General features: G+C 62.8%; 5 protein-coding genes and 1 pseudogene. 3 read left to right on the top strand and 3 right to left on the bottom strand.

The window, feature by feature from the left end; all coding sequences use genetic code 11:
* Positions 1 to 20 precede the first annotated feature (20 nt).
* The 3 genes from ACIPZE_RS02470 to ACIPZE_RS02460 all read left to right on the top strand — a co-directional run bounded on the left by ACIPZE_RS02470 (position 21) and on the right by ACIPZE_RS02460 (position 5,734).
* Positions 21 to 923, top strand: coding sequence for a formylglycine-generating enzyme family protein (locus tag ACIPZE_RS02470; RefSeq protein WP_400771085.1), 903 nt, complete (start codon positions 21 to 23; stop codon positions 921 to 923).
* Between the two features lie 597 nt (positions 924 to 1,520).
* Entirely contained in the window at positions 1,521 to 3,170 is a 1,650-nt protein-coding gene (locus ACIPZE_RS02465; protein WP_283437073.1) for a cyclic peptide export ABC transporter, read from the top strand.
* A 152-nt stretch (positions 3,171 to 3,322) separates the two neighbouring features.
* On the top strand, positions 3,323 to 5,734 hold the full coding sequence (locus tag ACIPZE_RS02460) for a TonB-dependent siderophore receptor (RefSeq protein WP_129391629.1): 2,412 nt from the start codon (positions 3,323 to 3,325) through the stop codon (positions 5,732 to 5,734).
* Between the two features lie 389 nt (positions 5,735 to 6,123).
* Here ACIPZE_RS02460 and ACIPZE_RS02455 read toward each other — a convergent pair whose 3' ends face one another.
* The 3 genes and pseudogenes from ACIPZE_RS02455 to ACIPZE_RS02445 form a co-directional block, all read right to left on the bottom strand.
* Positions 6,124 to 7,083, bottom strand: coding sequence for an alpha/beta hydrolase fold domain-containing protein (locus tag ACIPZE_RS02455; RefSeq protein WP_400771081.1), 960 nt, complete (start codon positions 7,081 to 7,083; stop codon positions 6,124 to 6,126).
* A 56-nt stretch (positions 7,084 to 7,139) separates the two neighbouring features.
* Positions 7,140 to 16,268 carry an amino acid adenylation domain-containing protein gene (locus ACIPZE_RS02450; RefSeq protein ID WP_400771078.1) on the bottom strand — a complete coding sequence of 3,043 codons (9,129 nt, stop codon included), beginning with the start codon at positions 16,266 to 16,268 and terminating at the stop codon, positions 7,140 to 7,142.
* Positions 16,269 to 22,688 (bottom strand): annotated as a pseudogene (locus ACIPZE_RS02445) (amino acid adenylation domain-containing protein); the annotation flags it as partial.
* Between the last annotated feature and the right edge of the window lie 50 nt (positions 22,689 to 22,738).

Genomic DNA, 22,738 nt, shown 5'->3' with positions numbered 1-22,738 from the left:
CCCTTTGATCGAGATAACTCATGAACAGTGACATGCTCAAACGACCGCGCCATCTGCCGACCTTCAAAGTCCTCGCCGGGCTGGCCCTGACTGCGTTGCTCGCGGGCCTGCTGCCGGGTACCGCCGCCGCAGCCCAACCATTGCCGGCGGGCAAGGTGTTCAAGGACTGCAAGGACTGCCCGGAAATGGTGGTCTTGCCGGCCGGTAAATTCACCATGGGCACGCCGGACGATGAAGTCGGTCGCGAACCTGACGAAGGCCCGATGCACGAAGTGACTTTCGCCAAGGCGTTTGCCATGAGCCGCTTCCAGGTCACGGCTGGCGAATGGGACAGCTACGTCAAGGAAACCGGGGTGAAGATTGCCAACGGCGATACCCGCCCGGGTCGCGAATGCGTGGCGAGCAAACCGCGCTACAAACAGGAACCGCGCCAGCCGGCGGTGTGCATGGACTTCGCCGACGTTCAGGCCTATGTGGCGTGGCTGTCGAAAAAGACCGGGCAGAACTACCGCATGGTCAGTGAGGCGCAACGCGAATACGCGGCCCGCGCCGGCTCGACCGGGCCATTCCCGTTCCCGTTCGATGCAGAAGGCGAATACAGCATCGCCAAGCACGCCAACACCTATGGCCCAACCGACGGCTATAGCTTCACCTCACCGGTGGGCAGCTACCCGGCGAACGCCTTTGGCATGTACGACATGCACGGCAACGTCTACGAATGGATCGCCGATTGCGAACACACCAACTACATCGGCGCCCCGACTGACGGCAGTGCATGGGTCGAGCCTGGCTGCGAGTCCTACAACATTCGTGGCAACGACTGGGGCGAAGCACCGGTGTTTTCGCGCTCCGGCAACCGCAACAACATCTACCCATCGACCCGCGGCGACTGGATCGGCTTTCGCGTAGTGCGCGACCTCTGAACCACAACCCGATGATTCCTGTGGGAGCCGGGCTTGCTCGCGAAGGCGCAGTGTCAGTCAACATCATCGCTGAATGACACTGCGCTATCGCGAGCAGGCTCACTCCTACAATGGTTCTGCGCCAACCCCCAATCCTCCATACACCACCATTCCCTGTGGGAGCTGGCTTGCCAGCGATGAGGTCCGGTCTCACAAATTTGCATCGCCTGACCCACCGCCATCGCGGGCAAGCCCGCTCCCACACTGGTTCTGCGCCAACCCGAATCCTCCGTACACCACCATCCTCCTGTAGGAGTGAGCCTGCTCGCGATAGCGTCGTGTCAGGCAACATCAGCGCTGAATGACACTGCGCTATCGCGAGCAGGCTCACTCCTACAATGGTTCTGCGCCAACCCCCAATCCTCCATACACCACCACTCCCTGTGGGAGCTGGCTTGCCAGCGATGAGGTCCGGTCTCACAAATTTGCATCGGTTGACCCACCACCATCGCGGGCAAGCCCGGCACCTGCGCCGCCAGTCGGCGGCGGTGTAAATTAACCGCCTGACCAGACGTTCTATTGGGTATCTGCCTTTACGACCCAAGGAACTGTTCCCCCATGTCCCAGCCCTCACGCGGTGCCATCCACGAATTGTTCACGCTGCTCAAGCCGTTCAGGCTTGTCGTGACACTGTCGATCCTGCTGGGCATGGTCGGCGGTCTCAGCGTGACGGTGCTGCTGGCGACGATCAACTCGGCGCTGCACTCCGAAGCCGGCCTGACCCAAGGCGTGGTCGCCCTGTTCGCCGGTCTGTGCCTGCTGGCACTGCTCAGTTCGATCTGCTCGGACATCGGCACCAACTTCGTCGGCCAACACATCATCGCCACCCTGCGCAAACAACTCGGCGAGAAAGTGCTGTCGGCGCCAATCGAACAGATCGAGCGCTATCGCAGCCATCGGCTGATCCCGGTGCTGACCCACGACGTCGACACCATCAGCGACTTCGCCTTCGCCTTCGCGCCGCTGGCGATCTCGCTGACCGTGACCCTCGGTTGCATGGGCTACCTGGCGATGTTGTCGTGGCCGATGTTTTTGATCATGGTCGTCGCGATCATCATCGGCACGGGCATCCAGTACTTCGCCCAGGGTCGCGGCATTCAGGGTTTCATGGCCGCACGTGACGCCGAGGACGAACTGCAAAAGCACTACAACGCCATCGCCGAAGGTGCCAAGGAACTGCGTATCCACCGGCCACGTCGCCAGCGCATGTTCGTTTCGGGCATCAAGGCCACTGCCGAATTCATCTGCCGCACGCAGATCCGCTCGATCAATACCTTCGTGATCGCCAAGACCTTTGGCTCGATGCTGTTCTTCGTGGTCATCGGCCTCGCGCTGGCCCTGCAGACCTATTGGCCGAGCGCCGACAAAACCGTCATGAGCGGCTTCGTCCTGGTGCTGCTGTACATGAAAGGGCCGCTGGAACATCTGGTCGGCACCCTGCCGATTGTCAGCCGCGCGCAAATCGCCTTCCGCCGGATTGCCGAGTTGTCCGAGCAGTTCTCTTCACCGGAACCGCATCTGCTGCTCGACGATCAGGGTCAGAAAGCCCCGGCCGTCAGCCGTCTGGAACTCAAGGACGTCAGCTACGCCTTCCCTGCCGTACCCGGCAGCGAGCCGTTCCGTCTCGGCCCGGTGAACCTGACGATCGAACAGGGCGAGATCATTTTCATCGTCGGTGAAAACGGCTGCGGCAAGACCACCCTGATCAAATTGCTGCTGGGCCTGTACCCGCCGCAACAAGGCGAAATTCGCCTCAACGGCGCGAGCGTGAACGCCGAGACGCGCGACGATTACCGCCAGTTGTTCACGACGATTTTCGCCGACTACTACCTGTTCGACGATGTCGTGCAAGGCGATACGCATATCCCCGAAGACGCCAACAAGTACCTGCAACGCCTGGAAATCGCGCACAAGGTCAGCGTGCAGGACGGCAATTTCACCACCACCGATCTCTCCACCGGACAGCGCAAACGCCTGGCGCTGGTCAACGCCTGGCTGGAAGAGCGTCCGGTGCTGGTGTTCGATGAATGGGCGGCGGATCAGGACCCGACCTTCCGCCGGATTTTCTACACCGAGCTGCTGCCTGACCTCAAGCGTCTGGGCAAAACCATCATCGTGATCTCCCACGATGACCGCTATTTCGACGTTGCCGACCAGTTGGTGCGCATGGAAGCCGGCCGCGTCATGACGGAACTGGCACCCGCCTGACGGAGAAATACCGCAGCAAAAACAATCCCGCCTCTCGCGATAGACGTTTTTTTCGCAGAGTGCGGGATTTATTTTTCCGGTTTTTACGGGTTGTTGCGTCTAATTATCATTAACTACAAAACTGCACACGCATCTCAGGAGCATTTGAAGTAATGCACAGCCCATCTTTGTCCCGCGCACCCCTGGCAACGGCGATCCAGAAGCAGACCCAGCGCCAGGCAGTCCTGCCTCGCGCCCTGCTGACGACCTTGCTGCTGTTGGGCGCTGGTGAGGTGCTCGCCGCACCGACCAACGTCAACATCCCGGCTCAGCCGCTGTCCAGCGCCTTGCAGCAATTGGGTCAGCAAGCCAACTTGCAGATGATCTACAGCCCGGAAATGCTTCAGGGTCTGAAATCCAACGCGGTGTCGGGCAATCTCGAGCCTGAACAAGCGTTGCACGACTTGCTGCTGGGGAGCGGCCTGACGTATCAGATCACCGGGAATACCGTGTCCTTGACGCCAATCACCGGCGCTGCCGGCGATGCCATGCAGTTGGGCGCGATCTCGATCTCCGGCAAGGCGCCGGGGTCGCAGACCGAAGGCACCGGGCTGTACACCACTTATTCTTCCAGTAGCTCGACGCGGCTGAACCTGACGCCGCGTGAAACCCCGCAGTCGGTGACCGTCATCACCCGTCAGCGCCTGGACGACCAGAAGCTGACCAACCTGACCGACGTGCTCGACGCCACTGCCGGCATCGCCGTGACCCGCAACGGCATGGGCACCGAGAACGACACTTACTGGTCGCGCGGCTCGCAGATCCAGAACTTCGAAGTGGACGGCGTACCGACGTCGACCCGTCTGGACAACTACACCCAAAGCACCGCGATGTACGACCGCGTGGAAGTCGTTCGCGGCGCCACCGGTCTGATCAGCGGCCTGGGCAACCCGTCGGCGACGATCAACCTGATCCGCAAACGCCCGACTGCCGAAGCGCAGGCCAGCGTCACCGCTGAAGCCGGCAACTGGGATCGCTACGGCACCGGCATGGACGTGTCCGGCCCGCTGACCGAATCCGGCAACGTGCGCGGTCGTCTGGTGGTGGACTACAAGACCCAGGGCTCGTGGGTCGATCGCTTCAAGCAGGATTCGCAGCTGATCTACGGCATCACCGAATTCGACCTCAGCGAAGCCACCCTGCTGACCGTCGGCTTCAGCTACCAGAAAACCCAGGTCGACTCGCCAATGCGCGGCGGCTACTCGTCGTACTTCACCAACGGCGACAAGTCGCACATCCGTCGTTCACTGAATACCTCGCCGGACTGGTCGTACAACGACCACGATCAAACCAACTTCTTCACCTCGGTCGAGCACCAGTTCGATAACGGCTGGAGCGGCAAGATCGAATACGGTCACACCGAAAACAAGTTTGACCAACTCTATGCGGTCGCCACCGGCACCGTCGACCAGGCCAACGGTTCCGGCACCGGCCTGCTGCCAGTGCGCTGGTCGGGTACGCCACGTCAGGACAACATCGACGCCTACTTCACCGGTCCGTTCTCGCTGTTCGGTCGCGAGCACGAGCTGATCCTCGGTGTCACCGCGACCAACTACAAGGAAGCCACGCCAAGCTACGGCGACTGGCTGCGCGACTACAGCTTCAACGTTCCGGACATCAACACCTGGAATGGCAACTCGCCAAAACCGGACACCCCGGTGGTCAGCAAGGGCCACATGGAAGAGAAGCAGTTCGGCACTTACATGACCTCGCGCTTCCACGTCACCGACGACCTGACCTTCATCCTCGGCGGTCGTCTGACCGACTGGAAACGTGACACCGACACCAAGCCTTACGTCGGTGATGCGAGCACGGTGAAGGAACGCGAAACCGGGATCTTCACGCCGTACACCGGCGTGGTGTATGACCTCGACGAGAACTGGTCGCTGTACGCCAGCTACACCAAGATCTTCAACCCGCAAGCGTCCTACGTTCGCGACATCAACAACAAGTCCCTGGCGCCGACCGAAGGCAAGGGCTACGAAGTGGGCGTCAAGGGCACCTTCTTCGACGAGAAACTCAACACCAGCCTGGCCCTGTTCAAGCTTGAACAGGACAACCTGGCCGTATGGATGTCGGACACCCAGGCTTATCGCCTGGAACAAAGCACCGAGACCAAGGGCGTCGAGTTCGAGATGAACGGCGAATTGGCTGAAGGCTGGCAGGCATCTGCCGGTTACGCCTACAGCGTCACCACCAACGCCGAAGACCAGCGCATTGTCACCAACGCGCCACGTCACATGCTCAAGACCTTCACCTCGTATCGCCTGCCTGGCGTGCTCGACAAGATCACCGTCGGCGGTGGCGTGAACTGGCAGTCGAAGATCGGCGAAGACCTGCACTACTACGAGCAGGGCAGCTACGCGATCACCAACCTGATGGCGCGTTACGACATCAACAAGAACCTGAGTGCCTCGATCAACGTAAACAACCTGTTCGATCGCGAGTACTACTCGATGGTCTACTACGACGGCATCTACGGCGCACCACGCAACTTCATGACCAGCCTCAAGTACAGCTTCTGATCCCTGTACCCGGCCGTAAAAAACGCACCGTCTGACGGTGCGTTTTTTTATGCCCAAAATTCACCGCCCCCTGCACGACTGCACGACTGCACGACTGCACGACTGTAGGACTGTAGGAGCTGTCGAGTGCAACGAGGCTGCGATCTTTTGATCCACCCGCTAAAAATCAAAAGATCGCAGCGTGCCGCAGCTCCTACATGAGCCACCCACAATGCATGCCCTCCCCCACCCCTGTAGGAGCTGTCGAGTGAAACGAGGCTGCGATCTTTTGATCTTGATACTTAGAGTCAAAAGATCGCAGCGTGCCGCAGTTCCTACAGGATTTTCGGGGGCCGAAAAAAGGCCGGAACAGGTTGCCCCGTTCCGGCCTTGTGCGTTGCCATGGTCGATCAGCTCGCCGGGTACAACGCCTGGCGCAGCACTTCGCTGAGTTCCTGATAGACGCTTTCAATCTCGCCGGTGACCATCGGCATCCGCAGGAAGTCGTGCACCAGTCCGGTGTATTCCTTGCACTGCACGACCACACCACTGGTTTCCAGACGTTGTGCGTAGGCATGACCTTCGTCGATCAACGGATCAAACCCAGCGAGCGCCAGATGCACCGGAGCAATGCCGCGCAAGTCCGGCGCCAGCAGCGGCGAGAAACGCCAGTCGCGGCGATCCTGCGGGGTACGCGCGTAATGCTCGTAGAACCACTCCAGCGTCGGACTCTCCAGCAGATAACCTTCGCTGAGCAGCTCGCGCGATTCACTGCTGCGCGACGCATCGGTCACCGGGTAGCAGAGCAATTGCAGGCACGGTTGCAGCCTCTGCGGATCCGCCGCCGCCTCGATCGCCAGCACGGTGGCCAACGTCGCGCCAACGCTGTCGCCGGCCAGCGCCAGCCGCGTGGTGTCGAGGTTCAATGCCGCTGCCTGTATGGCCAGCCAGGCCAGTGCATCGGCCGCATCGTGCAGCGCGGTAGGGAACTTGTATTCAGGCGCGCGGCGATACTCCACCGCCACCACCGCACACGGCGTGCGCTGGCAAAATTCGCGGCAAATGCCATCGTGGGAATCGAGACTGCCGACAACGAAACCGCCGCCGTGGAGGAACACCATTACCGGCAGCGGTTCAGTGCTGGCGGTGCTCGGGGTATAGATGCGCGCGGCCAGCGACTCACCGTCGCGCGTCGGGTAACTGAGGTCACGGGAGGCAACGCCCGGCACTTGCCAGCGCATCCGCGTCGACGACTGCTCGAAGGCTTGTCGCGCCTGCTCCGGCGTCTGCTGGTGAAAGGCCTGGGCATCGCCTGTCTGGTTGGCCTCGACCAAGTCGAGAAACGCACCGATTTCCGGATTCAAAGACATGAAGGACATCCTGGTGCGGCCCATGGGCCGCACCTCTATCGAAGGTTGAAAAAGGCTCAGACCGGCTGCGCCAGGCAGTGGTCGATCAAGGCTTGCAACTCGTTCTGGTAATCCGCCATCAAGCGTTCGACGGTGCTGGTGCGGTAACGGCGGGTGCTGTAGATGCAGCGGAACGCCAACCGTCCGTTGTACACCTGCCCGACCAGCTCCAGCCAGTTGGCCATCCCGGCGTCCATGTCGTAGCTGTCACCGATGTTGTCATCGGCCGGCACCAGCAACGCCTGCTCGTCGAAGCTCTGGTCGAACTGCCCGAGGTAGTTGAACGTCACCCGCGCCTGCGGCAATGCCGCCAGACGCTGCCCCAGCGGTGCACCGGCCATGTGTCGCAAGGCACCGTAGCCGACGCCCTTGTTCGGCAGGTTCTGCAACTGATCGCGCACCGTAACGATCGCCTCGCCCATGTCAGTGTCGTGGCCAGGCGCCAGGCGCACCGGGAACATCGTGGTGAACCAGCCCATGGTGCGGCTCAGATCGAGGTCTTCGAAAAGGTCTTCACGACCATGCCCTTCGAGTTGCACCAGCACCGACGGATCATCGTTCCAGCGGCACAGCACGCGACCCAATGCGGTCAGCAACAGATCGTTGATCTGCGTTTGATACACCGCCGGCGCCTGTTTGAGCAGGCTGGCGGTGAACGTCTCGTCGAGGTTCATCACCGCTTCGGCACGATGGCGTACCAGATTCTTGCCGCGCGGGTTGTCGCAGCGCATTTCCTTGCCCGGTTGATCGAGCGTTTGCAGCCAGTAATCCAGCTCTTCGTCGATCAACGTGCGGGTGTGTGCACTGAGGTGTTCCGCCCAGTCGCGGAAGCTGCTGGTGCGCACCGGCAACTGCGGCTCCTCGCCGAGGCAATACGCGTCGTAAGCGGTTTGCAGATCCTGCAACAGCACCCGCCACGACACACCATCGATGACCAAGTGATGGATCACCAGCAACAGCCGCGCCTCGCCGTCCGGCAAGGTCGCCAGCAAACCGCGCACCAGCGGCCCCTCGCCCAGATTCAGACTGCGTTGCGCCTGGTTGGCGAGCACTTCCAGCTCATCCTTGTCGGCGACTTGATGCACCCACAACAATGGCGCTTGCTGCGCCTGCTGACGGCAATCATCCAGGCTCTGGTAATGCTGGGTCCAGACCCCGCCCTCACGGACAAAACGCAGGCGCAAGGCATCGTGCTGCATCAGCATGGCCATCAGGGTCTTTTCCAGCGCGACCGCATCGAGGGCCTGCCGCGAGCGCAGAATCAACGCCTGGTTGAAGTGGTGCGGCGCGTTCATTTCTTCGTCGAAGAACCACTGCTGGATCGGGATCAGCGGGAACGCACCTTCGCGCACTACTTGCGTCTGTTCCTCGGCCGCACGGTTGACCACCTGCTGATCGAACAGATTGCCGATGGTCTGGTAACGCATCAGATCACGCAGTTTCAGATCGAGCTTGAGTTGCGGATGGTTACGCGCCCGCGAGATCACTTGCAGGCTGAGAATCGAGTCGCCCCCCAGTTCGAAGAAGTTATCGCTCAAACCAACTAGCTCGACCTGCAACACCTCGGCCCAGATCTGCGCGAGCAAGGCTTCTTCTTCGGTGCGCGGTGCCACGTATTGTTCGACCTGGAACTGCGGCTCCGGCAAGGCCTTGCGGTCGAGCTTGCCGTTGGGCGAAATCGGCATGCGCGTCAGGCACATGATCTGCGCCGGCACCATGTAGTCCGGCAACCGCGCACGCAGCTCGGTCTTCAGGCGTTCGATCAATCGCGCTTCGTCAGCGCAGTCAGCCACCACATAACCGATCAGTTGCTTGCCGGACACGCCGTCGCGGGCAATGACCACCGCATCCGTGACGTCTTCCTGCAAACGCAGGCAGGCTTCGATTTCGCCGAGTTCGATACGGAACCCACGCACCTTGACCTGATGGTCGGCGCGGCCGACGTAATCCATCACCCCGCTTTCGCGCAGGCGCACCAGATCGCCGCTGCGATACAGGCGACTGCCCGGCGCACCGAACGGGTCCGGCACGAAGCGTTCCGCCGTCACTGCCGGCCGACCGTGATAACCACGGGCAACCCCGTAACCGCCGATGTGCAATTGCCCGGACAAACCGGCCGGCAGCGGATTCAGATCATCGTCCAGCACCCATAGCGAGCGCTGACCGACCACCCGGCCGATCGGCGCATACGCCGCCGCGCACGGTTCGTCGTTGGCGGCTTTCCACAGCATCGGCGTGACCACGGTTTCGGTCGGCCCATAGCCGTTGGTGATGAATTGCGGCTGGAGAATGCTGCGCACCTGTTGCAGGGTCTGCTCCGGCACCGCATCGCCACCCAGGCAATAAATGCGCACCTTGGGCGCGGTCAAACCGCTGGCCTGCACGTACTCGGCCACTTGCTTGAGGTAGGCCGGCGGGAAACAGGCGATGTCGATCGACCGCGTCTGCAAGGCATGACAGGTCTGCTCCGGTGTCCACAACTCGTTGTCGCGCAGCACCAGCGTGCCGCCGAACGCCAGGGTGGTCAGCCAGCGCTCGTGGGCGCCGTCGAAGGCGAACGACATGAAGTGCAACTCACGGCTGCTGTGATCCATTTCATACAGTTGGCAGATCGCCTGGCAATGCATGCTCAGCGGGCCATGGGTGACCGCGACACCTTTCGGCAAACCGGTGGAACCCGAGGTGTAGATCAGATACGCGAGGGTATCTTCGTTGACCTGCACCTGTGGCGCCGTGGCCGCGTAGGCATCGGCGTCGAAGTTATCGAGGTCAACCCGTGGCAAGTCTTGCGGCAACGGCAGGCGTGCGGACAACTCGCCACGACTGATCATCAGGCTCATGCCCGAGTCTTCGATCATGAACGCGAGGCGATCGCGCGGGTAATCGATGTCCAGCGGCACATAGGCAGCACCGCTCTTGAACACCGCCAGCAACGCCACGAGCATGTCCAGCGAACGCTCCAGCGCGACGCCGATCAACACTTCCGGGCCGGCGCCGTTGGCGATCAAATGGTGCGCCAGACGATTCGCTCGCGCCTCCAGTTCGGCGTAGCTCAAGTGCTCGCCCGCGCACTCCACGGCGTTGGCCTGCGGACGAATCCGCGCGTGTTCGGCAATTATCAGCGGCAGCCATTCACGCTGGTCGCTTGGCGCCGGTTCCGCGCCCCACTGCTGCAAGGCTTGCCATTGCTGCGGCGCCAGGCGTTGCAGGTTGCCGAGGTATTCGTGCGGCGTGTCGAGCATCGCTTGCAGGGTGATTTCCATGGTTTCGCGAATCCGCTCCACCGCTTCGACACTAAAGCAATCGCGCAGGAACAGGTACTCGATGGACAGCTCTTCGTTGAGATGCACCGCCAGGTCCATCGGGAAGTTGGTCACGTCATGGCTGGCCGAACTGCCGAACCGCAAACCGCCCTTGGCCTCTTCCAGGCGACGGTCGATCGGGTAGTTCTCGAAGACGATGATGCTGTCGAACAGCATCTGTCCGCCCTGCCCCGACCAGCGCTGGATATCCGCCAGCGGTGCGTGGGCGTGGTCACGCAAATCGAGGTTGTAGGCCTGCAACTGGGCGAGCCAGTCGCTGAGGCGCTGCGCCGGTTGCAGGGTCTGGATCACCGGCAAGGTGTTGATGAACAGGCCGAGCATGCTGTCGGCATTTGCCAGGCCTTCCGGACGCCCCGCCACCGTGGCGCCAAAGGCCACGCTGCTTTGTCCGGTGTAGCGTTGCAGCACCAGCAGCCATGCGCCCTGGATCAGCGTGTTGGCGGTCATCCCGTGGGCGCGGCAATGTTGTTGCAGACGGCGGGTCTGCTGTTCATCCCATTTGGTGTACAGCGCTGCGTGGCCCGCCGTCGTGGCGACGTGACGCGGGTGCATCGCCTGACTCAGCGCCGTCGGCTCGGCGAGGGTTTGCAGATGGCCGCGCCAGAACTGCTCGAGGCGATCCTGATCCTGGCTTTGCAGCCACTCGATGAAGTCACGGTAGCGGCCGCTGTCACCGACCACCTCACCACTGGCGTAATGCTGCAGCACTTCGCCGAACAGCTGCGAACTGCTCCAGCCGTCCATGAGGATGTGGTGGCTGGTCCAGATCAGTTGGTGGCTGTCTTCCCCGGTGCGGATCAACAGCAAACGCTGCAACGGCACGCGGTGCAGTTCGAAACCACGCGCACGCTCTTCGCGGGCACGCTCGGCCAGACGCTGCTCGCCGATGTCCTGGCCACGCCAGTCGAGCACTTGCAGATCGACCTCGGCGTGATGCTGAACGACCTGGATCGGCGACGTCTGGCCGCCCTGCCAGTGGAACGACGTGCGCAGAATCGCATGGCGACCGATCACATGTTGCCAGGCACGACGGAAGCGCTCCGGGTCCATGCCATCGACCGGCAGGTTGATTTGGTTGATGTACAGGTCATCGCCGTCATCGGACAGGGTGTGGAACAACATGCCCTGCTGCATCGGCGACAGTGGATAGATGTCCTCGATATCGGCCACCGCCAGCGGCAGTCCGTCGAGTTGCACCTGGGTCAGGGTCGCCAGCGGGAAGTCCGACGGCGTGATGCCGTGGTTGCCCGGCGCACAGCAATGCTCGACCAGCGCCGTCAGCTCGACAGCGTAGTCATCGGCCAACTGCTGGATAGTCGCTTCGTTGAACATTTCGCGGCTGAAGGTCCAGCTCAGCTTCAACTCGGCACCGTACACCTGACCGCTGACTTCCAGCCAGTTGCTCAGTGGCGCCAGCGGACTTTGCTCGCGACCGGCGCTTTCCGCTGCCGGGACGAACAGCGCCGCTTCGTCGAACTGGCTGTCGAACTGGCCGAGGTAGTTGAACGTGATACGTGCCTGCGGCACCGCCGCCAATGCAGCGCGGCTGGCATCATCGCCGAGATAACGCAAGGCACCGAAACCCAGGCCTTTGTTGGGGATGGCGCGCAGTTGCTCCTTGACCTGTTTGATCGCGTCGGCCAGCGCCGTTTGTGGCGTCAGGCGCACCGGATAGAGGCTGGTGAACCAGCCCACGGTGCGGCTCAGATCGATGCCGTCGATCAACTCTTCACGGCCATGCCCTTCCAGCTGGATCAGCGCCGAAGTGTCGCCGGTCCAGCGGCAGATCACCCGCGCCAGCGCGGTCAGCAGCAAGTCGTTGACCTGGGTGCGATAGGCCGCCGGGGCCTGTTGCAGCAGTTTGCGCGTCAGCGCCTTGTCGAGCTGCGTGCGCACGCTCAAGGCCTGATTGTTGGCGAGACGGCCATCGGCATTGTCGCGAGGCAAATCCTGCGGTGCGTCGAGCAATTGTCCGCGCCAGAAATCCAGTTCGCCGGCAAGGTTGGTGGTGTGCGCCTGCAAGCCTTCGGCCCAGTGCTTGAAGGCGCTGGTCTTGGCCGGCAACTTCAGCGGCTGGCCGTCCTGCAACTGCCGGTAGGCGTCTTGCAGGTCTTCGAGCAGAACGCGCCACGACACACCGTCGACGGCCAGGTGATGGATCACCAGCAACAGACGCTGGCTGCCATCGGCGAGGCTCAACAACATGCCGCGCAACAGCGGACCGTTGTGCAGATCGAGGCTGCGCTGTGCCTCTTCGCACGCGGCTTCGACTTCATCGGCGCTGTTCAGCGCGGTCTGCCACAACAGCGTCTGCTGCGGCTCGACGGCGCGGTGTGCGGCGCTCCAGCCATCGGCGTTCTGCGTGAACGTCAGGCGCAACGCGTCATGGTGGCGGACCAGCGCTTGCAACGCCTGCTCCAGCGTAGCGCCGTGCAAGGCTTGCGCAGGCTTGAGCAGCAACGACTGGTTCCAGTGCTGACGCTGGGGAATGTCGGTCTCAAAAAACAGCTGCTGGAACGGCAACAGCGGCGTGCTGCCGGTCACCGGGTTCTGGTCGATGCGCACACCGCCGTCACCCACGGTCGCGACGCTGGCTAGACCGCGAATGGTCTGGTGCTGGAACAAGTCCTTGGGAGTGAAGTGCAGCCCGGCCTGACGGGCACGGCTGACCACCTGGATCGAGATGATCGAATCGCCGCCGAGGGCGAAGAAATTATCGCTGACACCGATTTGTTCCAGGCCCAGCACTGACTGCCAGATGTCCGCCAGTCGCTGTTCCATGGCATTGCCCGGTGCCTGATATTGCTGCTGCGCGACGCTGGCGTCGGGTTTCGGCAAGGCCTTGCGGTCGAGTTTGCCATTGGGGCTGAGCGGCATTTGCGCCAGCGCCAGCCATTGTGTCGGCACCATGTATTCGGGCAATTGCTGCTGCACATGCGCAGCGAGGTTCTGACGCCAGTCGGCGCTTTCTTCGGCAAGGACGACATAAGCCACCAACTGCTTGCCGTCGATCACCAGCACCACCGCTTCACGCACGGCCGGGTGTTCGAGCAGGCGCGCTTCGATCTCGCCCATTTCGATACGCAAGCCGCGCAGCTTGACCTGATGGTCGATGCGCCCGGCGTATTCGATCACGCCGTTGTCGCGGTAGCGTGCCAGGTCGCCGGTGCGATAGATGCGCTCGCCATGGCCATACGGGCTGACGGCAAAACGTTCGGCGGTCAACGCCGGACGCTGGTGATAACCACGGGCCAGGCCGACACCGGCGAGGTACAGCTCGCCGAGCACACCGACCGGCACCGGTTGCAGTTCGTCGTCAAGGATGTAGCAGGCCAGATTGGCAATCGGTTCACCGATCGGCACGCTGTCGCGGCCTTCTTCGACACAGGTCCAGTGGGTCACGTCGATGGCCGCTTCCGTCGGGCCATAGAGATTGAACAGCCCGGCCTGCGGCAGCTTGGCGAACACCTGCAACTGCGCGTCGGCGGGCAACGCTTCACCGCTGCAAACGATGCGTTTGAGGCTGCCGCAGGTCGCGACCTGCTCATCCTGCAGGAAGGCCTGCAACATCGACGGGACAAAGTGCAGCGTGGTGACCTGCTCGCGATTGATCAGCGCCACCAGCGTCGCCGGATCACGGTGATCGCCGGGAGCGGCAACCACCAGGCGCGCACCGGTCATCAGCGGCCAGAAAAATTCCCAGACCGAGACGTCAAAGCTGAACGGGGTCTTTTGCAGCACCGTGTCACCGGCGCCCAATTGATAGGCTTGTTGCATCCAGCACAAACGGTTGGTCAGCGCCGCATGACGGTTGCCGGCACCCTTGGGTTTGCCGGTCGAGCCCGAGGTGTAAATCACGTAGGCGAGGTTTTCCGCATCCACGGCAACCTGTGGATCGGTCGCGGGATAATCTTGCAGATCGCCGAGGCTATCCAGCGCCAGGGTCTGAACCTGCTCGCTCAGCGGCAGGCTGTCGAGCAGCGCCGCTTGGGTCAGCAGCAACTTCACGCCGCTGTCTTTGAGCATGTAGCGCAGGCGCTCCGGCGGATATTCCGGATCCAGCGGTACGTAGGCGCCACCGGCCTTGAGCACGGCCAGCAGGCCGACGACCATTTCGATCGAACGCTCCACCGCGATGCCGACCAGCGACTCCGGGCCGACGCCGCTCTCGATCAAGCGATGCGCGAGGCGATTGGCGCGGGCGTTGAGTTGCGCGTAGCTCAGGCGTGTTTCACCGAAGGCCAGTGCCGGTGCATCCGGCGTTTTCGCCACTTGGGCTTCGATCAACTGCTGCACGCTGGTGGTCAGCGGGTAATCCACCGCCGTGTCATTCCAGCCGAGCAGAATCGCCTGACGCTCTTGCGCGGTGAGCATCGGCAGTTCGCCAATGGCTTGCTGCGGCTGCGCGACGATGGCCTGCAACAGCGCCAACAGATGCTCGCCCATGCGCGCGATGGTCGCGGCGTCGAACAGGTCGGTGGCGTAGATCAGCGACGCACCGAGGCCGTCTGCCGACTCGTGGGTTTCCAGGGTCAGGTCAAGTTGCGCCTGATGGGTGTCCCAGCTCATCGGTTCGACCTGCAACTGCGCCAGCGAAGCGTTGGCGCCTTGCTGACGACTGGCCGTCTGGTGGTTGAACATCACCTGGAACAACGGGCTGCGGCTCAGGCTGCGTTCTGGCGCCAGGGCTTCCACCAATTGTTCGAAAGGCAGTTCCTGATGGGCTTGCGCACCCATCGCCGCCTGTTTGACCTGCTGCAACAACGCATTGAACGGCAGGCGCGGATCAAGTTGCGCACGCATCACCTGGGTGTTGACGAAGTAGCCGATCAAGCCTTCGGTTTCGGTGCGGTTACGGTTGGCATTGGGCACGCCGACGCGAATATCGGCCTGGCCGCTGTAGCGGTGCAGAAAGGTCTGGAACGCCGCCAGCAACACCATGAACAGGGTCACCCCTTCACGCCGGGCGATGGCTTGCAAACCCTGGTTCAACGCCTCATCGAACTCCAGGTCGAGACGCGCGCCGCGATAACTTTGCAGCGCCGGCCGCGCGCGGTCCTGAGGCAGTTCCAGCACCGGTTGTTCGCCACCCAGTTGCTCGAGCCAGTAAGCCAGTTGCCGCTCCCGCTCACCCGCTTCCATCCAGCTGCGTTGCCACAAGGCGTAGTCGGCGTACTGGATCGGCAAGGCTGCCAATTCGGTAGCAGTGCCACTGCTGAAACCGGCGTACAGCGCGATCAGCTCATCGACCATCACGCGCATCGACCAGCCATCGGAAACAATGTGGTGCTGGATCAGGATCAGCACATGGTCATCGGCGCCCAGGTGCAGCAATTTCACCCGCAACAATGGCCCTTCGGCGAGATCGAACGGCTGCTGGATCTCGCTTTCGATCAGCTGTTGCAGCACGCCATCCGCGGTGTCGGCGGCAAGGCTTTGCTCAACGATGGTCAGTGCCGCGTTGGCGCGGATTTCCTGCTGCGGGCGCTGGCCGTCATGCACGAACACCGTGCGCAGCGTCTGGTGTCGCTCGATCAGGCTGTCGAAGCTGCGTTGTAGCGCGGCGACATCGAGTTGGCCGCGCAGGCGCAGGGCCATGGGAATGTGATAGGCGGCGCTGCCCGGCTCCAGTTGCCAGAGAAACCACTGGCGCTCCTGAGCGTACGACAAACCGAGGCTAGCGAATGCCGACTGCACTTCGGGAATCGGCAGATTGGCCGGGGACACGCCCTCGGCGAGCATTTTGCCGAGGTATTCCTTGCGCTTTTCCAGCGGCAGAGTGATGAAGCGGCGGGCAATCCGCGTGGCGACGTTAATGTCCATTCACGCGTCCTCCATTTCGTCGAGCAGGTCTTCGAGCAAGCTCAGTTTCGAGGCCGTGACCTGTTCACCATTACCTTGCAATTGCGCCACCAGATCCGCCAGTACCGGGTACTGGAAAATGGTTTGCGGGAGCAGCGTCATACCGAGTTCAAGTTGAATGCGCGACACAATGTTTATCACCAGCAGGGAGTGACCTCCCAGTTCAAAGAAGTTGTCGGTCAAGCCGACCTGATCGAGTTTGAGCACATCGCCCCAGATCGCCGCGACCTGTTTTTCGAGGTCACTGACCGGCGCCACATAGGCGTGTTGCAACAGGTTGGCGTCGGCCGTCGGCAGCGCCTTGCGATCGAGCTTGCCGTTGGCGGTCAGCGGCAATTGCTCAAGCAGCAACAGATGCGCGGGAACCATGTAGTCCGGCAGATCCTGGCGCAGCCGCAGGCGCACCTGCTCGCGCCAGGCAGCCTGTTCCAGCGGATCGGGCGCTTGCGCAGCGACGATGTACGCCACCAGTTGCACGCCACCGACGCCCGGCTGATCGAGCACCACCGCCTGACGCACTTCGGGCAATGCCAGCAGGCGTGCTTCGATTTCACCGAGTTCGATACGGAAACCACGAATCTTCACTTGATGGTCGATGCGCCCGATGTATTCGATGCGGCCGTCGGTGCAGTAGCGCGCCAGGTCGCCGGTGCGATACAGGCGCGCACCCTCGGCGCTGAACGGGTTGGGGACAAAACGCAGGGCACTGAGGTCGCTGCGGTTGAGGTAACCACGGGCCAGACCGGCGCCGGCAACGTACAGCTCACCGATGCAGCCGCGTGCGACCGGGTTGAGGTCGGCATCCAGCACGTACCACGCCAGGTCGGCAATCGGCGCGCCCAACGGGCTGCCGGCGGCATTGTCGAGGTCGGCCAGCGACAGCGGCCGGTAACTGACGTGCACGGTGGTTTCGGTGATGCCGTACATGTTGACCAGTTGCGGCGCGCGGTCGCCGAAGCGCTCGAACCATGGGCGCAGGCTCTTCACCTCCAACGCTTCGCCACCGAACACCACGTAGCGCAGCGACGGTTGCAGCGCGGGCGCGGCCGCGCACGCCACCTGCATCAGCTGCTTGAACGCCGACGGCGTCTGGTTCAGTACCGTGACGCGTTCGGCGCAGAGCAAGGCAAAGAACTCTTGCGGCGAACGGCTGACGTCCTGCGGCACGATGACCAGACGACCGCCATGCAGCAGCGCGCCGAAGATTTCCCAAACGGAGAAATCGAACGCGTAGGAATGAAACAGCGTCCAGCAATCATCGGCGCCGAAGTTGAACCAGCCCTCGGTGGCTTCGAACAGGCGTAACGCGTTGGCGTGGCTGAGCAGCGTGCCCTTGGGCTTGCCGGTCGAGCCGGAGGTGTAGATCACGTAAGCCAGATTGGCGGTGTCGAGCGCAATCTGCGGATCGCTTTGCGCTTGCGCAGCATAGTCATCGCCGAGCGGCAGATGGCTGACCTGCGCGTCGATGGCGACGTGATCGAGCACCCCGGCACCGCTCAACAACAGGCGAATGCCGCTGTCCTCGATCATGTATTGCAAACGGTCGGCCGGGTACTGAGGATCCAGCGGCAGATAGGCGCCACCAGCCTTGAGGATCGCCAGCAGGCCGACGATCAGCTCCAGCGAACGCTCGGTGGCGAGGCCGACCAGCACGTCGGCGCCAACGCCACGGCCAATCAGTTCATGGGCCAGGCGATTGGCGCGGCGATTGAGTTCGCCGTAGCTCAGATGCTGCTCGCCGAACGTCACGGCAACCGCCTCGGGCGTGCGCTGCGCCTGCGCTTCGATCAAGCGGTGCAGGGGTTGTTGTGGGTTCCAGGTCTGCGGCGCCGGGTTCCAGTCTTCGATACTGTGCTGACGCTCGTCAGCCGCGAGCATCGACAGTTCACCGATCAATTGCTGCGGTTGCGCGCTGATGCTGCGCAACAGCGCCTGCCAATGTTCGGCCATCCGCGCAATGGTCGAGGCGTCGAACAGGTCGGCGGCATAGACCAGCGAGGCGAAGATGCCCTCGGCGGATTCTTCGGTATTGAGGGTCAAGTCGAACTGCGCCATCAGGCTGTCCCAGTCGACCTCGCGGATCTGCAACCCCTCCAGCTCGGCCAATGCCGTGCTGCGACGGGCCTTGGCCTGGTGGTTGAACATCACCTGGAACAGCGGGCTGCGGCTGAGGCTGCGTTCCGGTTGCAGCATTTCCACCAGTTGCTCGAACGGCAAGTCCTGATGATCCTGCGCACCGAGCGCCGTCTGGCGAACCTGTTGCAGCAGCTCGCTGAAACGCAGGCCGCCGTGGATATCGGCGCGCAGCACTTGGGTGTTGACGAAGAAGCCGATCAGCCCTTCGGTCTCGACCCGCGTGCGGTTGGCCACCGGCACGCCGACACGAATGTCGTCCTGCGCGCTGTAGCGGTGCAGCAAGGTCTGGAACGATGCCAGCAACAGCATGAACAGTGTCACGCCTTCACGGCGGGCGACGTTGTTCAGCGCCTCACTCAACGGCGCGTCCAGCGCCAGTTCGAAACGTGCACCACGCAGACTCTGGGTGGCCGGGCGCGGACGATCCAGCGGCAGTTCCAGCACCGGTTGCTCGCCGCCCAATTGGGTCAGCCAGTAATCGAGTTGGCGCTCGCGCTCGCCCGCCTCCATCCAGCGCCGCTGCCACACGGCATAGTCGGCGTACTGGATCGGCAGCGCCGGCAGGCTCAGCTGTTCACCCCGGCTGAAGGCGGCGTACAGGCGAATCAGTTCATCGACCATCAACTGCATCGACCAGCCATCGGAAACGATGTGGTGCTGGATCAGCACCAGCACATGATCCTCGGCGCTCAGTTGCAGCAAGGTCGCGCGCAGCAGCGGCTCTTCCTGCAAGTCGAACGGCCGGCGGATTTCGGCTTCGACCTGTGACTTGAGCGCGGCGTCATCGCTGTCGGCGGCGAGGGTGCGCGATTCGATCGGCAGGCTGAACGGCGCCAGAATCAACTGACGGGTGCCGTCGGCCTCTTGCAGGAAGCGTGTACGCAGGCTCTCGTGGCGGGCGATCAGCGTGTCGAAACTGCGTTGCAGCGCTTGCCGGTCGAGCGGCCCGTGCAGGCGCAGCGCGCTCGGAATGTGGTAGGCCGAACTGTGCCGATCCATGTGCCAGAGGAACCACTGACGCTCCTGCGCGTACGACAGCACCAGCGGCGCGCCACGTTCCAGCGCGACCAATGGCGGTTGCTGCGCGGCATTCGCAGCCTGCGCCAGATGGCCACAGAAACCACCCAGCGTGCTGTGTTCGAACAGCGCCTTGAGTGGCACGTCGAGTTGCAACGTCTGGCGCACCCGCGACAGCACTTGAGTCACCAGCAGCGAGTGGCCGCCGAGTTCGAAGAAGTTGTCGGTCATGCCAACGCGATCGAGCTTGAGCACTTCGGCCCAGATCTGCGCGGTTTGCTGCTCCAGTCCGGTGAGCGGCGCGACATAGTCCTGCTGCATCAGGCTGGCTTCGGGTTTCGGCAAACCCTTGCGGTCGACCTTGCCGTTCGGCGTCAGCGGAATGTGTTCCAGCACCATCAGGTACGCCGGAACCATGTAGTCCGGCAGGCTGTGTTTGAGGCTGGCACGAATCTGCTCGCGCCAAGCGCCGTGTTGCGCCGCCTCGACCGGTTGCGCGGCAACGATGTAGCCGACCAGTTGTGCGCCGTTCGCACCGTCCTGAGCCAGCACCACCGCTTCGCGCACCGAGTCGAGCGCCATCAGCCGCGCTTCGATTTCACCCAGCTCGATACGGAAGCCACGCACCTTGACCTGATTGTCGACGCGACCTTGATAATCGAATACGCCATCGGCGCGCAGGCGCACCTGATCGCCACTGCGGTACAGGCGCGCACCGGGCGCGCCGAACGGATCGGGAACGAAGCGCTCGGCGGTCAGCGCCGGACGATCCAGATACCCGCGTGCCACGCCGTAGCCACCGAGGTACAACTCGCCGGCCACGCCTTGCGGCAGCGGGTTGAGTTCGGCACTGAGCACCCAAGTGCTGCGCTCGCCGACACGTTCACCGATCGGCGCATAGGCCGCGCCGCAACGGGTGTCACGGTCAGCCTTCCACAACAGCGGCGTGACCACGGTTTCGGTCGGGCCGTAGCCATTGATGATGTGTTGCGGTGCCAGGGCGCGACGCACCCGTTCAAAGCTGTCATTGGGCACCGCATCGCCGCCGAAGCAGTAGATGCGCACCTTGGGCGGGTTGCCTGCGATTTCGGCGAACTCGGCCAACTGTTGCAGATAGGCCGGCGGAAACGCCACCACGGTCACGCCGTGACGCTGCATGGCGCGGTAGGTCTGCTCGGCTGTCCACAGGCTGTCGTCACGCAGCAACAGGCTGGAACCGTGGGTCAGCGGGGTCAGCCAGCGCTCATGCGCACCGTCGAAGGCGAACGACATGAAATGCAGCTCGCAGTCATCCGCCGTCATCGCGTAGCGCTGACCGATCGCCTGGCAATGCATCGCCAGCGGGCCATGGGCTACGCAAACGCCTTTCGGCTGACCAGTCGAACCCGAGGTGTAAATCACATAGGCGAGACTGTGTTCGTGCACTGCAACGGCAGGCGCGGTGTCCGCGAATTCAGCGGTGTCGAGCGTATCGAGGCACAGGCTCGGCAAACCCTCCGGCAGCGGCAATTGGCCGATCAGCGTCGAATCGCTCAGCAACAGGGCGATGCCCGAATCCGCCATCAGATAAGCCAGACGCTCGCGCGGATAACTGGCGTCCAACGGCACATAAGCGCCACCGGCCTTGAGCACCGCGAGCATTGCTACAAGCATTTGCGGGCTGCGCGGCAAGGCGATGCCGATGCGCACTTCTGGCCCCACGCCGTCCAGTTGCAGGCGCTGGGCGAGGCGATTGGCCTCGGCGTCGAGTTCGGCGAAGGTCAGTTGCTGATCGGCGCACCGCACGGCCAGCGCTTGCGGTTGTGCCTGCGCCATGCGCGCAAAACGTTCGTGCACCGGCAGCCGATCCAGTTCCACCAGTGCATTGCTCTGTTGCAGTCGGGCAAATTCATCGCCGCCGAGCATCGCCAATTCACCGATGCGCTGATCGCTGCGAGCGACGATGGCGGCCAGCAGGCTTTGCCAGTGAGCGGCCATGCGCGTGATGGTCGCCGCATCGAACAGATCGGTGGCGTAGACCAGCGAAGCGCTGAGGCCAGCGGCGGACTCGTAGGTGTCCAGCGTCAGGTCGAACGGTGCGGTGTGACTGTCCCAGCTCACCGGCTCGACACTCAGCCCAGGCATCTGCACCGATTGCTGCTCGGCCGCTGCGGCGGTCTGATGGTTGAACATCACCTGGAACAGCGAGCTGCGGCTGAGGCTGCGGGTCGGCGCGAGCGCTTCGACCAGTTGCTCGAACGGCAAGTCCTGATGCGCCTGCGCGCCAAGGGCATGCTGTTTGACCTGTTGCAGCAATTGGTTGAAAGGCATTTGCTCGTCGAGTTCGGCGCGCAACACCTGCGTGTTGACGAAGAAGCCGATCAGGCCTTCGGTCTCTTTGCGGTTGCGGTTGGCAATCGGCACGCCGACGCGAATGTCATTCTGGCCGCTGTAGCGATGCAGCAAGGTCTGGAACGACGCCAGCAACAGCATGAACAAGGTCACGCCTTCGCGCCGCGCGACGTCCTGCAAACCTTTGCTGATGGCAACGGGCAGGCTGATGTCGAGGCTCGCGCCACGGAAACTCTGGCTCGCCGGACGCGGATGATCCAGCGGCAATTCCAGCACCGAGGCCTCGCCGCCGAGACGTTCGGTCCAGTAAGCCAGTTGCCGTTCGCGCTCGCCCGCCTCCATCCAGCTGCGTTGCCACAGTGCGTAGTCGGCGTACTGAATCGGCAACGGCGCCAGCGCTGTCGCCTGACCGCGACGGCGGCCGGCGTACAACTGGATCAGCTCATCGATCATCACCTGCATCGATACGCCGTCGGAAACGATGTGGTGCTGCACCGCCACCAGCACATGTTCTTCGGCCCCCAGACGCAGCACCCGAACCCGCAGCAGCGGGCCCTGGAGCAAGTCGAACGGCTCGGCGATTTCCGTCTGGATCAGCGCTTTCAACGCCTTCTCATCAATCCCCTGGACATCCTGCACCGGCAAAGCCAGTGCGAAAGGTGCGTGGATAACCTGCAACGCCTTGCCCTGCTCATCGAGGGCGAAGCCGGTGCGCAGGCTTTCGTGACGCTCGATCAGCGCCGCGAAGCTGGCCTGCAACGCCGGCAGATCCAGCGCCCCGCGCAAACGCAGGGCGGTGGGGATGTGATAAGCCGCACTGTGCGGCTCCATTTGCCAGAGGAACCACTGCCGCTCCTGAGCATAGGAAAGCAACAGGGGCTCTGCGTCACCACGCCGGAAAACCGGGGCGATGCCGTAGAGATTGACCCCCTGTTTGCCCAGTAGAA

The organism is Pseudomonas sp. NPDC089741, assembly GCF_044748825.1.
Taxonomy (GTDB): domain Bacteria; phylum Pseudomonadota; class Gammaproteobacteria; order Pseudomonadales; family Pseudomonadaceae; genus Aquipseudomonas; species Aquipseudomonas helmanticensis.
Note: the sequence above shows the minus strand (reverse complement) of the source record. Positions and strands in the feature narration are given on the sequence as shown.

Excerpts from the sequence above, each read along its gene's own strand:
- ACIPZE_RS02465 (WP_283437073.1), top strand. The coding sequence starts at position 1,521 with ATGTCCCAGCCCTCACGCGGTGCCATCCACGAATTGTTCACGCTGCTC.
- ACIPZE_RS02460 (WP_129391629.1), top strand. The coding sequence starts at position 3,323 with ATGCACAGCCCATCTTTGTCCCGCGCACCCCTGGCAACGGCGATCCAG.
- ACIPZE_RS02455 (WP_400771081.1), bottom strand. The coding sequence starts at position 7,083 with ATGTCTTTGAATCCGGAAATCGGTGCGTTTCTCGACTTGGTCGAGGCC.
- ACIPZE_RS02470 (WP_400771085.1), top strand. The coding sequence starts at position 21 with ATGAACAGTGACATGCTCAAACGACCGCGCCATCTGCCGACCTTCAAA.
- ACIPZE_RS02450 (WP_400771078.1), bottom strand. The coding sequence starts at position 16,268 with ATGGACATTAACGTCGCCACGCGGATTGCCCGCCGCTTCATCACTCTG.